The organism is Rathayibacter sp. AY1F2, assembly GCF_002930885.1.
GTDB lineage: Bacteria > Actinomycetota > Actinomycetes > Actinomycetales > Microbacteriaceae > Rathayibacter.
The window spans coordinates 15,153-29,324 of the sequence record NZ_PSVG01000005.1 but is presented as its reverse complement, the minus strand read 5'-3'; the positions used below and the strand labels follow the sequence as shown (position 1 = coordinate 29,324).

Sequence of the window (14,172 nt, the reverse complement as noted above, 5' to 3'; positions counted from 1 at the left end):
ATCAAGACCTGAGGAGTTAGTGTTATCCGGATGACGGAAGACCTGAACGAGACCGACACGACCGAGGCCGTGGACGTCGTCTCGAGGGTCCTGGCGAACGCGCAGTCGCGTTCGGCGGGGTACTCGCGCTTCGTCGCGGGTGGAGCCCAGGCGCTGCAGAGCGCCGGCCACGAGGGCGAGAACAGCGACGGCGAGCAGTTCGACCGCGACGACCGGCAGGCGCTGCGACGCGTCGCCGGCCTCTCGACCGAGCTCGAGGACGTCACGGAGGTCGAGTACCGCCAGCTGCGCCTGGAGAACGTCGTGCTCATCGGCGTGTACTCGCAGAATTCGCTGGAGGACGCGGAGAACTCGTTGCACGAGCTCGCCGCGCTCGCGGAGACGGCGGGAGCGACGGTCCTCGACGGCCTGCTCCAGCGCCGCCCGCACCCCGATCCGAGCACCTACCTCGGCAAGGGCAAGGCCCAGGAGCTCGCGGGGCTCGTCGCGGCCCTCGGCGCGGACACGGTCGTCGCCGACACCGAGCTCGCACCGAGCCAGCGGCGTGCGCTGGAGGACGTGGTGAAGGTCAAGGTGATCGACCGCACCGCGGTGATCCTCGACATCTTCAGCCAGCACGCGAAGAGCCGTGAGGGCAAGGCGCAGGTCGAGCTCGCGCAGCTCGAGTACCTGCTCCCGCGACTGCGCGGCTGGGGCGAGTCCATGTCCCGCCAGGCCGGCGGCCAGGTGGGCGCGGGAGCCGGAATGGGCTCGCGCGGTCCGGGTGAGACGAAGATCGAGCTCGATCGTCGCCGCATCCACACCCGCATGGCGCGCCTGCGCAAGCAGATCACGGCGATGAAGCCCGCCCGCGAGGCCAAGCGCGCGAACCGCAAGCGCAACGCCGTCCCCTCGGTGGCGATCGCGGGGTACACGAACGCCGGCAAGTCGAGCCTGCTGAACCGGATGACGCACGCGGGCGTCCTCGTCGAGAACTCGCTCTTCGCGACCCTCGACGCCACCGTTCGCAAGGCCCAGACGAAGGACGGGCGCCTCTACACGCTCGCCGACACGGTCGGCTTCGTGCGAGCGCTTCCGCACCAGCTCGTCGAGGCCTTCCGGTCGACGCTCGAGGAGGTCGCGGACTCCGATGTGATCGTCCACGTCGTGGACGCCTCCCACCCCGATCCGGCCGGGCAGATCGCCACCGTGCGCGACGTGATCGGCGAGGTGGGCGCCCGCAGCATCCCCGAGATCATCGCCTTCAACAAGGCCGATCTGGTGGACGAGGGCACGCGGCTGGTGCTGCGCGGTCTCGCTCCCGACGCGGTCTTCGTGTCGGCGCGCAGCGGCGAGGGCATCGACGAGCTGGAGGCGCGGATCGCCGAGATCCTGCCCGAGCCGGACGTCGAGATCGACCTGCTCGTGCCGTACGACCGGGGCGACGTGATCTCGCATCTGCACCGCAGCGGCCGGATCCTGTCGACGCAGTACGTCGAGGGCGGCACCCACGTGGTCGCCCTCGTGCACGCCGACCTGGCGGGCTCGCTCACCGAGTTCGCGGTTCCGCGCGCGGCCGTCCAGGCCTGATCGCCACCACCCGAGCGCCCGTCTCCCCGTCAGGGAGGCGGGCGCTCGGCGCATCCGGGAGGGGGTGCGGCGACCCGCACCACCGACCGGCGGCGGCCGGAGGGTTCGGCGACGGGGTTTCGGCGGCCCTCCTCCGCCTTCCCGTGACCGCGACGGAGGGGCGCGCGCCCCGATCGCCGGTGCCCGTCGAACGCAGGAGGGGCCCGGCCGGCTGCACGCCGGTCGGGCCCCTCCTGCACGCCCGGTGTCAGACCGAGCGGAGGACCGCCACGATCTTCCCGAGCACCTCGGCCTCGTCGCCGAGGATCGGCTCGAAGTTGGAGTTGCGGGGCAGCAGCCAGGTGTGGCCGTCGCGCTGGCGCAGCACCTTGACGGTGGCCTCGCCGTCGAGCATGGCCGCTACGATCTCGCCGTTCTCGGCGGTGCGCTGCGAGCGGACCACGACCCAGTCGCCGTCGCAGATCGCGGCGTCGATCATCGACTCGCCGACGACCTTGAGCATGAAGAGCTCGCCCTTGCCGACGAGCTGCCGGGGAAGCGGGAACACCTCGTCGATCTGCTGGTCGGCCATGATCGGCACGCCCGCCGCGATGCGGCCGACGAGAGGGACCATCGCCGCGTCGCCGACCGTCGCGGTCGACTCGAACGACCCGTCGTCCTCCGTCGAGCTGGGGACGTCGATGAGGATCTCGAGGGCGCGGGGCCGGTTCGGGTCGCGGCGCAGATAGCCGCTGAGCTCGAGCTGGTTGAGCTGGTGGGTGACGCTCGACAGCGAGGCGAGGCCGACCGCGTCGCCGATCTCGCGCATGCTCGGCGGGTAGCCGCGGCTCGACACCGAGCGCTGGATCGCGTCGAGGATCGCGAGCTGCTTGGCGCTCAGGCTCTTCCGGCGCCGGCCCGCGGCCGCCTTCGTCTTGGCGGCCGGGGTCCCGGCCCTCTGCGCGTCGCTCACGATGCTCCCTCTTCCCGGTGCGCACGCCGCGTGCGCGCCCGCCCGGTCGCGACCCGACAAGGAATGTCGGTGGTCGCTGCTGTACTACGACCAGGCTCTCGAAACTGTATCCGCCGGAACTCCCGACCCGGAACATTCGTTCGAGTGTGTCGCGCGCGTGTCCGCCCGCGGATCAGCCGGACGGTCCCTTGACCGCTTCGTCGTTCGAAGATATGTTCGGTACAGGCGTTCGGGGCGGCCCTCCCGGCCGAGGGCCTCCCCGAATCCCTGTTGAAAGGAGCGATCCCATGACCGCACAGCTCACCTCCCGCCCGCTCCAGCGCTCGTCCGCGGCTCGGCCCGTCGAGGTCCTGCCGTCCGCTCCCGAGCCGATGAACGCGTTCGGCGAGGCGCGCATCGTCCGCACCCGTCTGCGCCTCACGCGCCGCGGCCGCGCCGTGGTGGCCGCTCTGGGGGCCCTGCCGATCGTGGCGGGCGCCTTCGCCTTCGGGCTCAACGGCGGTGGAGCGGTCGCGTCGAGCGACGCCGCTGCAGTCGAGTTCCAATACGTCACCGTCCACGCGGGCGAGTCGCTCTGGTCGCTCGCCGAGGAGCTCGCCCCGCAGGCGGACCCGCGCGACGTGGTCGACGACATCCTCTCCCTCAACCAGCTCTCGAGCGCGGGCGTCGAGCCCGGGCAGCGCCTCGCCGTCCCGGCCGAGTACGACATCGCTCGCTGAGCCGGGCTGCCCGGTCGTCCGCGTCGGGCGCTTCGCTACCATTCCCTGGTGACGACTCTCGACGACCTGCCCCTCCGCGACGACCTCCGAGGCAAGCACCCGTACGGTGCACCCCAGGCGGTCGTGCCCGTCGCCCTCAACGTCAACGAGAACACCCACCCGGTCCCGGACGACGTGATCGCCGACATCGTCGGGCGGGTCACGGAGGCGCTGCGCACCGTCAACCGGTACCCCGACCGCGAGTTCCGAGAGCTGCGCGACTCCCTCGCCGGCTACCTCGGTCACGGGCTCACCGCGGACGGCGTGTGGGCTGCGAACGGATCGAACGAGGTGCTCCAGCACGTCCTTCAGGCGTTCGGCGGTCCCGGGCGCTCGCTGCTGGGGTTCGCGCCCACCTACTCGATGTACTCGATCCTGGCGTCGGGGAGCGGAACGGAGTGGATCCCCACTCCGCGCGAGGCGGAGTTCGAGATCGGAGCCGAGTACGCCGCGGAGCAGGTGCGCCGGGCCCGGCCCGACATCGTCTTCCTCTGCGCGCCGAACAACCCGACCGGGACGCCGCTCGACCTCGCCGTGATCGAGGCGGTCTACGACGCGACCGACGGCATCGTCGTCGTCGACGAGGCGTACGCCGAGTTCGCCGGCAGGGGCGCTCCCACCGCGCTGAGCCTCCTCCCCGGGCGACCGCGCCTGCTCGTGTCCCGCACCATGAGCAAGGCCTTCGCCTTCGCCGGTGTCCGCCTGGGCTACCTCGCCGCCGACCCCGCGGTGATCGACGCGCTCCGCCTCGTCCGCCTCCCGTACCACCTGTCGGCCCTCACCCAGGCCGCCGCGACCGCCGCCCTCGCTCACGCCGACGAGATGCTCGCCATGGTCGGCGAGATCATCGTGCAGCGCGACCGGATGATCGACGGACTGCGCGCCCTCGGCTACCGCCCGTACACGACCGGCAGCAACTTCGTCCTCTTCGGCGGCGTCGCGGATCCGGCCGCCGTGTTCGAGGGCCTGCTCGCCCGGGGCGTGCTCATCCGCGACGTCGGCATCCCGAACCACCTCCGCGTCAGCGCCGGTACCGAGGAGGAGACGACCGCGTTCCTCGAGGCGCTCGCCTCCCTCCCCGCACCGTCGGCCGACCCCGCGGTGGCGCTCTCGCGCGAGTGAGCTCCGCCCGGGGGCGGCGACGCGGCGCGAATAGACTGGAAGGCATGACCTCCCCGAGCGCCGCACCCGGGCGCACCGCCTCCCTCAGCCGTGCCACCAGCGAGTCGAGCATCGAGCTCTCCCTCGACCTCGACGGCACGGGCGTCGCCGATCTCGAGACCGGCGTGCCCTTCTTCGACCACCTTCTGACGGCGTTCGCGAAGCACTCGCTCACGGATCTCCGAGTCCGGGCCCGCGGCGACATCGAGATCGACATCCACCACACCGCGGAGGACATCGGCATCGTGCTCGGCACGGCCATCCGTCAGGCGCTCGGCGACAAGGCCGGGATCTCCCGCTTCGGCGACGCGCTCGTCCCCCTCGACGAGGCGCTCGTGCAGGCGGTCGTCGACATCTCGGGGCGCCCCTACCTCGTGCACACCGGCGAGCCGGAGGGCTTCGCGCTGCACCTGATCGGCGGCCACTTCACCGGGTCGATGGTGCGCCACGTCTTCGAGGCGATCGCCTTCAACGCCGGCCTCACCGTGCACGTCACGGTGCTCGGCGGCAGGGACCCGCACCACATCGCCGAAGCGGAGTTCAAGGCGTTCGCCCGCGCCTTCCGTCAGGCCAAGGCCCTCGATCCGCTCGTCTCCGGCGTGCCGTCGACGAAGGGCGCGCTGTGAGCTCGGCCCGCCCCTCCGTCGTGGTCTACGACTACGGCTCGGGGAACGTGCACTCCGCCGTCAAGGCGCTCGAGCTCGCCGGGGCCGACGTCGAGCTGACGGGGGACCGGCAGCGGGCGCTGGAGGCGGACGGCCTCCTCGTGCCCGGCGTCGGCGCCTTCGACGCCGTGATGTCGGCGCTGACCCGCGCCCGCGGCGGCGAGATCATCGAGAAGCGCCTCGCCGGCGGGCGCCCCGTCCTGGGCATCTGCGTCGGGATGCAGGTGCTCTTCGAGCGCGGCGTCGAGCGCGGGGTCGAGAGCGAGGGCCTGGGCGAGTGGCCGGGGACGGTCGACCTCCTCCCGGCCGAGGTCGTCCCGCACATGGGCTGGAACACCGTCTCCGCTCCCGAGGGCTCGGTGCTCTTCGACGGCATCGCCGAGGAGCGCTTCTACTTCGTGCACTCCTACGGCGCCCGCGAGTGGTCGCTCGACGTGATGCCCCCGTTCCCGCGTCCCGCGGTCACCTGGGCCGATCACGGAGGCCCCTTCATCGCCGCGGTCGAGAACGGGCCGCTCTCGGCCACGCAGTTCCACCCCGAGAAGTCGGGGGCCGCCGGGCTCCGGCTGCTGGCCAATTGGCTGGGCACCCTCCGCACGAACTAGGATCGGCCGGTGGTCGGCGCCTCCAGGGGCCGGCACCGGCTCCGAGACTGAGGATGACGATGAGCGAGTTCACCAAGGCCCCGGGCCTGGTCCTCCTGCCCGCGATCGACGTGGCGGGCGGCAGGGCCGTGCGGCTCACGCAGGGCGAGGCCGGGACCGAGACCAACTACGGCGACCCGATCGACGCCGCGGGCGACTGGGCCGACCAGGGCGCGGAGTGGATCCACCTCGTCGACCTCGACGCCGCCTTCGGCCGCGGCGACAACCACGGCATCATGAAGAAGGTCATCCGGCAGGTGAAGGGCGTCAACGTCGAGCTCTCCGGCGGGATCCGCGACGACCGCAGCCTCGAGTCCGCGCTGAGCGCCGGCGCGAAGCGCATCAACCTCGGCACCGCGGCGCTCGAGAACCCCGAGTGGGCCGCGAGCGTCATCGCGCAGTACGGCGACCAGATCGCCGTCGGTCTCGACGTCCGGGGCACCACGCTCGCCGCGCGCGGCTGGACCAAGGAGGGCGGCGACCTCTGGCAGGTCCTCGACCGCCTGGAGGAGGCCGGCTGCACCCGCTACGTCGTCACCGACGTCACGAAGGACGGCACGCTCAAGGGCCCGAACCTCGAGCTCCTCGAGCAGGTCATGGCCCGCACCCACCGCCCCGTGATCGCCTCGGGCGGCATCTCGAACCTCGACGACATCGCCGCTCTGCGCGACCTCGTGCCCCAGGGGCTCGAGGGCGCGATCGTCGGCAAGGCGCTGTACGCGGGCGCGTTCACGCTCGCGGAAGCCCTGGATGTCGCATCCGAGTGAGCCCCGCCCGCTCCCGGCGCATCTGACCGACTCGGCAGGCACCCCCTGGGCGGGCCGGCACTTCGAGCCGAGCGCAGCACCGGAGGACGACGGAAGCGCCCCGGAGGCGCTGGTCGCAGCGCTCGAGTCCTTCGCCGGTGGCACTCGCGGCCCGGAGGCCGTGGTCGACGCGCTCCGCACGTCTCGCCTGCTCATCCCGCTGGTCGCCCGCCTCGGCGAGGAGGCCGAGGGAGTCGGGGGACTCCGGGCGGACAAGACGCAGGAGCTCGCGATCGTCACGGTCGCCGGACCCGACGGACGCACGGTGCTCCCCGTCTTCAGCGGCGTCGAGAGCATGCGCCGGTGGGACCCGGCCGCCCGTCCCGTCCCTGTCGACGGGCGCCGCGCGGCCCTGGCGGCCGTCGCGGAGGGCACCGAGGTGATGGTCCTCGACCCCGCGTCCGAGCGGGAGTTCGCGGTCCGGCGCCCGGCCCTCTGGGCGATCGCGGAGGGCGGCGACTGGCGGCCGGCCCCCGCCGATGCGGAGGTGCTCCTGGCTCTGCGCGCGGCTGCGGAGGGGGAACGGGCGGTCGCCTCGCTCGAGGTGCGCGCGGGAGACCCGGAGCAGCGCCTCGCGGGCCCCGAGCTCGTGGTGGTCCTGAGCCTGCGCCCGGGGCTCGATCAGGACGCGCTCGGCGCCCTCGTCGCGCGCCTGGGGGAGCGGTGGGCGGCCGACGAGACCGTCGCGCAGCGCGTCGACTCGATGACGCTGCAGCTCGCCGCCGCCCGCTGACTCCCGATCAGGTGACCGGGCCGGTCCACTTCTCGCCCGGGCCCTTGCCGATCGGGTCGGCGATGGGGGACGCCTCACGGAACGCGAGCTGGAGGGTGCGGAGGCCGTCGCGCAGGCTCCGGGCGTGCATGTCGCTGATGTCGGGCGCCCCGGCCGTGACCAGGCCCGCGAGCGCGTTGATGAGCTTGCGCGCCTCGTCGAGGTCGACCTGCGCTCCGGGCTCGTCGGCGAGCCCGCACTTGACGGCGGCCGCGCTCATCAGGTGAACGGCGGCGGTGGTGATGATCTCCACCGCCGGGACCTCCGCGATGTCGCGCGCGGCCTCCACGTCGGAGGCTCCGCCGTCCTCGCCGAATCGTCGCGTGTAGTCGTCGTCGTACTGGGCCATGGGTCCTTCGTTCGTCGTCCGTGGTGGAGGGGCGCGGCCGCCGGAGCAGAGGATCGAGGGGCGGCCGGATCCGGTCTGTCGGGCGGGCCGCCGGTCTGCTATGGTTGTCCGGGCTCCGAGGCATGTCCTCGGTTCGAAAGTGGAGATTCTCCCACCCGCGCTTGACCGCTTCACAAGGTTACCGGGTCAGAAGCACTCCGCCCCCGAGGGTCGTCAGACCACCGGAGGCAGGGCTGCGGCTCTCGAGGTCCGCCTCGGGAACCGCGTCACAGGGTGCGAGCGCCGTGCTGCAGGCACGACGTGGACGGGACGATCACCTCTCTCGGGTGCGCTGGAGAAGACTCCGGCAGCGCAGCTGCACTCACCGAGATCAGAGGAGAAACGCAATCAGCGATCCCCGTACCAACGACCGTATCCGCGTCCCCGAGGTCCGCCTCGTGGGTCCCGCAGGAGAACAGGTCGGCGTCGTCAAGATCGAGGTCGCCCTGCGACTCGCGCAGGACGCAGACCTGGACCTGGTCGAGGTCGCCCCCAACTCCAAGCCGCCCGTGGCCAAGATCATGGACTACGGGAAGTTCAAGTACGAGCAGGCTCAGAAGCTCAAGGAAGCCCGTCGCAACCAGGCGAACACGATCCTCAAGGAGGTCCGTTTCCGCCTGAAGATCGACAAGCACGACTACGAGACCAAGCGCAAGCGCGCCGAGGGCTTCCTCAAGGCCGGCGACAAGGTCAAGGCGATGATCCTCTTCCGCGGTCGCGAGCAGTCGCGCCCCGAGATGGGCGTCCGCCTGCTCCAGCGCTTCGCGGAGGACGTCGCCGAGTTCGGCCAGGTCGAGTCCACCCCGACCATCGACGGTCGCAACATGGTGATGGTCATCGGCCCGCTGAAGAACAAGTCCGAGGCGAAGGCCGAGGCCAATGCGGTCCGCGCCGCTCGTCGCGAGGCCAACACCCCCGAGGACACGGCCGAGGCCGAGTCCGTCTAGTACTTCGCCGCCCCGGCCTCGGGGCCGGTGGACGCCCCGCTCGCGGGGCACCGGTTTCGCCCCGCCGAGCGCGGAGTGACGTTCACAAGGAGAGAACATGCCCAAGATGAAGACCCACTCGGGTGCCAAGAAGCGCTTCAAGGTGACCGGCTCCGGCAAGGTCATGAAGCAGCAGGCCGGCATGCGTCACAACCTGGAGTCCAAGTCCAGCGTTCGCACGCGCCGCCTCAACCAGGACCAGGTCCTCGCCCCGCAGGACGCCAAGGTCGCCAAGAAGCTTCTCGGTCTGTAGCCCACCGCCGGCGCAGCCCGCTGCGCCGCGTGGTCGCTACTCAGCCGACACGGATCGATAGGAAGAAACAGCAATGGCAAGAGTGAAGAGGGCCGTCAACGCCCACAAGAAGCGTCGCGTCATCCTCGAGCGCGCCTCGGGCTACCGCGGCCAGCGGTCGCGCCTCTACCGCAAGGCGAAGGAGCAGGTCACCCACTCCCTCGTCTACTCGTACCGCGACCGCCGCGCCAAGAAGGGCGAGTTCCGTCGTCTCTGGATCCAGCGCATCAACGCCGCGTCCCGCGCGAACGGCCTGACCTACAACCGCTTCATCCAGGGCCTCGCCCTGGCCGGCGTCCAGGTCGACCGCCGCATCCTCGCGGACCTCGCGATCACCGAGCCGGCCACGTTCGCCTCGCTCGTCGCGACCGCGAAGAGCGCGCTGCCCGCCGACACCTCGGCGCCCAAGGCCGCAGCGTAGTCAGCACGGCTTCCCGGAGGGGGTCGCGACCGAGAGGTCGCGGCCCCCTCCGTCGTTCGAGGGCCCTCCCGCGCCGTGTCTGCGGGGGCGGCGATCACCGCGCCGATAGGCTCGCCGCATGCTCGACAACCCCCGCTCTCCCCGTGTCCGCTCCGTGGCGAAGCTCACCCGCCGCCCGGCCCGGCTCGAGACGGGGCTCTTCCTCCTCGAGGGCCCGCAGGCACTCTCCGAGGCTCTGCAGTACCGCCCGGAGCTGATCGTCGAGTCGTTCGCGACTCCGACCGCTCTGGAGCGGCACCCCGAGATCGTCGCCGCGGCCGCCGAGGCGGAGGTGGAGATCGAGTACGTGACCGAGGACGTCCTCGACGCGATGGCCGACACCGTCACTCCGCAGGGCTTCGTCGCGGTCTGCCGTCAGTTCCCCACGTCGCTCAAGGACGTCGTCGCCTCCGAGCCGCGCCTCGTGGCGGTGCTCGAGGAGGTCCGCGATCCGGGCAATCTCGGCACGATCATCCGTGCCGCCGACGCCGCCGGCGCTGACGCGGTCGTGCTGTCCGGCCGCTCGGTCGACCTCTACAACCCCAAGGTCGTGCGCTCCACGACCGGCTCGCTCTTCCACCTCCCGGTCGCGGTCGGCGCCGACCTCGCCGACGTGCTGGGCCGGCTCCGCGGCGTGGGACTGCGCTCCGTCGCGGCCGACGTGAAGGGGGAGGACCTGCTCGACGTCCGCGCCCGCGGGGACCTCGCCCAGCCGACCATCTGGGTCTTCGGCAACGAGGCGCGCGGCCTCGAGGAGGAGTCGCTCGCCCTCGTCGACGGCGTGGTCGCGGTGCCCATCTACGGGGCGGCGGAGTCGCTCAACCTCGCGACCGCGGCCTCCGTCTGCCTGTACGAGAGCGCCTTCGCGCTGCGTTCCTGAGAGGAACCGGGCCGAGGGTGCCGCGAACCTGGAGAACAGGGCGCGTTGTTACCCTTCGGTTAAGAATTCCCTCATGATTTGACCGGCCCATCCCCGTGTGCTTCTCTGACGGCATGGTCACAGCCCCGCAAGACGAGCGCGCCGCCGCTCCCGCCGGTGAACCCCTCGTCGTCCTCTCCGGGGTGCAGAAGCACTACGGCGACTTCCAGGCTCTGAAGGACATCGATCTGACGGTGCACCGGGGCGAGGTCGTCGTGGTCCTCGGCCCCTCCGGATCCGGCAAGTCGACGCTCTGCCGCACGGTCAACCGGCTCGAGACGATCTCGGGCGGCACCATCACCATCGACGGTCAGAAGCTCCCGGAGGAGGGCAAGGGCCTCGCCGCGCTCCGCGCCGACGTCGGGATGGTCTTCCAGTCGTTCAACCTCTTCGCGCACAAGACGATCCTCGAGAACGTCACCCTCGGCCCGATCAAGGTCCGCGGGCTCTCCCGCAAGGACGCGGAGGCCCAGGCCACGGCACTGCTCGACCGGGTCGGCGTCGGCCACCAGGCCGCCAAGACCCCGGCCCAGCTCTCCGGCGGGCAGCAGCAGCGCGTCGCGATCGCGCGGGCGCTGGCGATGAAGCCCAAGGTGATGCTCTTCGACGAGCCGACCTCGGCGCTCGACCCCGAGATGATCAACGAGGTCCTGGACGTGATGGTCGGGCTCGCCAAGGACGGGATGACGATGATCGTCGTCACCCACGAGATGGGCTTCGCCCGGAAGGCCGCCGATCGCGTCGTGTTCATGGCCGACGGCGAGATCCTCGAGGACACCGACCCGGAGTCGTTCTTCACCGCGCCCCGCACCGACCGGGCCAAGGACTTCCTCTCCAAGCTCATCACGCACTAGAAGCGCGATCCGCAGCCACCAGGCAGGTCGGACCCGTGACCCGGGAGCCGACCCGACATCGCCCGCTCCGGCGGGCCGAACCCCAGGAAGGACGATCATGCGCACCAGGCTCATGTTCATGACCGCGGGACTCGCAGCAGCGACCCTCGCCCTCGCCGGCTGCTCCGGCGACTCCGGAACCGCCGGCGGCGGCGCCGGTGGAGGCTCCGAGGGAGGGACCTCCGCGTACGAGGTCGCCTCCGACGTCACTCTCGAGGGCAGCCCGACCTTCGACGCGATGACCGCGGACGGCAAGGTCGTCATCGGCGTCAAGGAGGATCAGCCCGGGCTGGGCTACCTCGACGCGGCGACCGGCGAGCGCTCCGGGTTCGACATCGAGATCGCGAAGTGGACCGCCGCCTCGCTCGGCTTCGCGGCCGACGCCATCGAGTTCAAGGCGATCCCGTCGGCCAACCGCGAGGCGTCGATCGTGAACGGCGACATCGACTACTACGTCGGCACCTACTCGATCACCGACAAGCGCAAGGAGCAGGTCGGCTTCGCCGGACCCTACTTCGAGACCGGCCAGCAGCTGCTCGTCGCGGCCGACAACGACACGATCACCGGACCGGACGACCTCACCGCCGACACCACGGTGTGCTCGGCCACCGGCTCCACCCCGATCCAGAACATCCGCACCAACTACCCCGAGGTGAAGACCGAGGAGTTCGACACGTACTCGCAGTGCGTGGACGCCCTCGCCGACGGCACCGTCGACGCCGTCACCACCGACGGCGCGATCCTGATCGGCTACGCCGCTCAGCGGCCCGACGAGCTCAAGGTCGTCGGCGAGCCCTTCAGCACCGAGCTGTACGGAATCGGCCTGCCCAAGGACGACGACGCCCTGCGCCACTTCGTCAACGGCATGCTGACCGACGGCGGCGAGACCTGGAGCGCCATCTACGACGAGACGCTCGGCCAGTCCGGCACGACCGTCACCCAGCCGGCGGTGAACGACTACTAGGAGGCGCCCCGGGCGGCCCGACCGCCGCCCGGGGGTCCCCTCTCCTCGACCACCACCACCGCTCCGACAGAAGGGCCAGCCGCATGGATGTCCTGTTGAACAACCTCGACGTCTACGTCCCGGCCTTCGGCAACACCCTGATCCTCTTCAGCGTCTCGCTCGTGTTCGCCCTGCTGATCGGCACGGTGGTCGGCGCGATGCGCGTCTCGCCCGTCCCGATCGCCCGCGCGGTCGGCACGGTGTACGTGAACACCATCCGGAACACCCCGCTCACGCTGGTGATGTTCTTCTTCGCCTTCGGCTACCCCAAGCTCGACCTGCCGCAGGTGGACTACACGAACCTGGCGATCTGCGCCCTCAGCCTCTACACCGCGACCTACGTCGCGGAGGTGCTGCGCTCGGGCATCAACACCGTGCCGATCGGCCAGGCCGAGGCCGCCCGCGCGATCGGCCTCGACTTCGGCCTCACCATGACGCAGGTCGTCCTGCCCCAGGCCTTCCGCTCCGTGATCCCGCCGCTCATGAGCGTCCTGATCGCGCTGCTGAAGAACACCACCGTCGCCGCCGGCTTCTCGGTCGCGGAGGCGGGCACCATCGTCCGCGTGCTCAACGAGCGCGGCGAGAACAGCCTCATCGTCGTCCTCTGGGTGGCCCTGGTCTTCGTGGTCCTGGTCACCCTGCTCTCGCTCGTCCAACGTCAGCTCGAGAAGAAGTGGAGGGTCGCCCGATGAGCTCCGTCCTCTTCGACAACCCCGGCCCCCGGGCCGTCGTGCGCAACCGCGTCATCGGCGTCGTCGTCGTCCTGCTGATCGCGGCGTTCCTCGGCTTCGTGGTCTGGCGCTTCGCGGAGTCCGGCCAGTTCGACGCCTCCAAGTGGCGCGCGTTCGGCTACCCACTGGTCTGGCAGAGCATCGGCGGCGCCCTCGGCCGCACGCTCGCGGCCTTCGCCACGGCGGGCGTCGCCAGCCTCGTCCTCGGCCTCCTCCTGGCGATCGGCCGGCTCTCGGACCGGCGCTGGATCAACGTCCCCGTCACGCTCTTCATCGAGCTGTTCCGGGCGATCCCCGTCCTGATCCTGATGATGCTGATGTACTACGGCCTGCCGTTCGCGGGCCTCAAGCTCAGCCCCTACCTCGCCGTCGTCATCGCCCTGACCCTCTACAACGGCTCCGTCTTCTCCGAGATCTTCCGCGCCGGCATCGAAGCCCTCCCGCGAGGACAGAAGGAGGCGGGCTACGCGATCGGCCTGCGCAAGTCCGGCGTGATGCGGCTCATCCTGTTCCCCCAGGCGATCCGCTCGATGCTGCCCGTGATCATCGCCCAGCTCGTCGTCGCCCTCAAGGACACGGCGCTCGGCTCGATCATCACCTACAACGAGCTGCTGTACTACGCGCGCTACCTGGGCAACCAGTCGAGCCTCGACAGCCCGATCATCCCGGCGGCGATCGTCATCGGAGCGATCTACATCGGCATCTGCCTCCTCCTCTCGGGGCTGGCGAAGTGGATCGAGATCCGCACGAAGAGCGGCGGACGCGGCGGCCGCACCATCGGCGGCCACCCCGCAGCCCGCGCGCAGACGGACACGCAGCTGATCGCTGTGCAGGATTGAACGGTGAGGATCGCCCGAGGGCGATCCTCACCGCGGTCGGCTTCCTGACGGGGTCGGGTTCCGCAGAGCGTCCTGCGTCCGGCTAGGAGGAATCGCTCGCACGCGATTCGTCCGTTCGCCTCGAGGGTCCGGCGATCGCTCAGCGCATCGAGCGGTGGTGCTCCGCTCCGGCGTCGTCGACGCGGAGGCGGTGGTGATCGGGGAGTCGCGATCGGTCCGGGCGTCTTCCCGTCCGGCGGCGCCCAGCTTCCTGCCGGTCGAGCAGCCTCCGACCCCGGCGTAGCGAGAACCCGCCCCTGCTGGTCGAGCAGCGCCGGTGGCGGGGCTTCGAGGG

17 protein-coding genes are annotated in these 14,172 nt (G+C 71.1%); 15 read left to right on the top strand and 2 right to left on the bottom strand.

Annotated features, from left to right (window positions below; genetic code table 11):
* Window positions 1-30: 30 nt before the first annotated feature.
* Window positions 31-1,569, top strand: a complete 1,539-nt coding sequence (gene hflX / locus C5C54_RS05650; RefSeq protein WP_104224481.1) for a GTPase HflX — start codon at window positions 31-33, stop codon at window positions 1,567-1,569.
* A gap of 247 nt (window positions 1,570-1,816) precedes the next feature.
* Here hflX and lexA read toward each other — a convergent pair whose 3' ends face one another.
* Window positions 1,817-2,521, bottom strand: coding sequence for a transcriptional repressor LexA (gene lexA / locus C5C54_RS05645; protein ID WP_104224482.1), 705 nt, complete (start codon window positions 2,519-2,521; stop codon window positions 1,817-1,819).
* Window positions 2,522-2,808: 287 nt separating this feature from the next.
* Here lexA and C5C54_RS05640 point away from each other — a divergent pair, with 287 nt between their 5' ends.
* From C5C54_RS05640 to C5C54_RS05615, 6 genes are read left to right on the top strand one after another with little or no spacing between them, the layout of a single operon-like run.
* Window positions 2,809-3,240, top strand: coding sequence for a LysM peptidoglycan-binding domain-containing protein (locus C5C54_RS05640; protein WP_308470736.1), 432 nt, complete (start codon window positions 2,809-2,811; stop codon window positions 3,238-3,240).
* A 48-nt stretch (window positions 3,241-3,288) separates the two neighbouring features.
* Window positions 3,289-4,401, top strand: a complete 1,113-nt coding sequence (locus C5C54_RS05635; protein ID WP_181127852.1) for a histidinol-phosphate transaminase — start codon at window positions 3,289-3,291, stop codon at window positions 4,399-4,401.
* 44 nt (window positions 4,402-4,445) lie between these two features.
* On the top strand, window positions 4,446-5,066 hold the full coding sequence (hisB, locus tag C5C54_RS05630; RefSeq protein ID WP_104224484.1) for an imidazoleglycerol-phosphate dehydratase HisB: 621 nt from the start codon (window positions 4,446-4,448) through the stop codon (window positions 5,064-5,066).
* Window positions 5,063-5,710: an imidazole glycerol phosphate synthase subunit HisH gene (hisH, locus tag C5C54_RS05625; protein WP_104224485.1), complete on the top strand. Its 648-nt coding sequence runs from the start codon at window positions 5,063-5,065 to the stop codon at window positions 5,708-5,710. The genes hisB and hisH overlap by 4 nt, the downstream gene beginning before the upstream one ends.
* A gap of 59 nt (window positions 5,711-5,769) precedes the next feature.
* Window positions 5,770-6,516 carry a bifunctional 1-(5-phosphoribosyl)-5-((5-phosphoribosylamino)methylideneamino)imidazole-4-carboxamide isomerase/phosphoribosylanthranilate isomerase PriA gene (priA, locus tag C5C54_RS05620; protein ID WP_104224506.1) on the top strand — a complete coding sequence of 249 codons (747 nt, stop codon included), beginning with the start codon at window positions 5,770-5,772 and terminating at the stop codon, window positions 6,514-6,516.
* On the top strand, window positions 6,500-7,288 hold the full coding sequence (locus C5C54_RS05615; protein ID WP_104287945.1) for an SseB family protein: 789 nt from the start codon (window positions 6,500-6,502) through the stop codon (window positions 7,286-7,288). The genes priA and C5C54_RS05615 overlap by 17 nt, the downstream gene beginning before the upstream one ends.
* A 7-nt stretch (window positions 7,289-7,295) precedes the next feature.
* On the opposite strand, the gene C5C54_RS05610 is transcribed toward C5C54_RS05615, so the two are convergent.
* On the bottom strand, window positions 7,296-7,676 hold the full coding sequence (locus C5C54_RS05610; protein ID WP_104313470.1) for a DUF1844 domain-containing protein: 381 nt from the start codon (window positions 7,674-7,676) through the stop codon (window positions 7,296-7,298).
* Between the two features lie 437 nt (window positions 7,677-8,113).
* Here C5C54_RS05610 and infC point away from each other — a divergent pair, with 437 nt between their 5' ends.
* The 8 genes from infC to C5C54_RS05570 all read left to right on the top strand — a co-directional run bounded on the left by infC (window position 8,114) and on the right by C5C54_RS05570 (window position 13,838).
* A complete protein-coding gene (gene infC / locus C5C54_RS05605; RefSeq protein WP_374952931.1) occupies window positions 8,114-8,662 on the top strand; it encodes a translation initiation factor IF-3 in 549 nt (182 codons plus the stop codon).
* Between the two features lie 97 nt (window positions 8,663-8,759).
* Window positions 8,760-8,954, top strand: a complete 195-nt coding sequence (gene rpmI / locus C5C54_RS05600) for a 50S ribosomal protein L35 (RefSeq protein WP_055793295.1) — start codon at window positions 8,760-8,762, stop codon at window positions 8,952-8,954.
* Between the two features lie 73 nt (window positions 8,955-9,027).
* A complete protein-coding gene (rplT, locus tag C5C54_RS05595) occupies window positions 9,028-9,414 on the top strand; it encodes a 50S ribosomal protein L20 (RefSeq protein ID WP_104224487.1) in 387 nt (128 codons plus the stop codon).
* A 118-nt stretch (window positions 9,415-9,532) separates the two neighbouring features.
* Window positions 9,533-10,333 (top strand): RNA methyltransferase, encoded by an 801-nt coding sequence (locus tag C5C54_RS05590; RefSeq protein ID WP_104287944.1) that lies wholly within the window; start codon window positions 9,533-9,535, stop codon window positions 10,331-10,333.
* 113 nt (window positions 10,334-10,446) lie between these two features.
* The gene (locus C5C54_RS05585) at window positions 10,447-11,226 is read left to right on the top strand and encodes an amino acid ABC transporter ATP-binding protein (protein ID WP_104224489.1); all 780 of its coding nucleotides are present in this window, start codon (window positions 10,447-10,449) and stop codon (window positions 11,224-11,226) included.
* A gap of 97 nt (window positions 11,227-11,323) precedes the next feature.
* Window positions 11,324-12,229, top strand: a complete 906-nt coding sequence (locus C5C54_RS05580) for a glutamate ABC transporter substrate-binding protein (RefSeq protein ID WP_181073455.1) — start codon at window positions 11,324-11,326, stop codon at window positions 12,227-12,229.
* Between the two features lie 83 nt (window positions 12,230-12,312).
* Complete coding sequence (locus C5C54_RS05575; RefSeq protein ID WP_104224491.1) at window positions 12,313-12,960, top strand: amino acid ABC transporter permease; 648 nt, start codon at window positions 12,313-12,315, stop codon at window positions 12,958-12,960.
* Entirely contained in the window at window positions 12,957-13,838 is an 882-nt protein-coding gene (locus C5C54_RS05570) for an amino acid ABC transporter permease (protein WP_104224492.1), read from the top strand. The genes C5C54_RS05575 and C5C54_RS05570 overlap by 4 nt, the downstream gene beginning before the upstream one ends.
* Window positions 13,839-14,172: the final 334 nt, after the last annotated feature.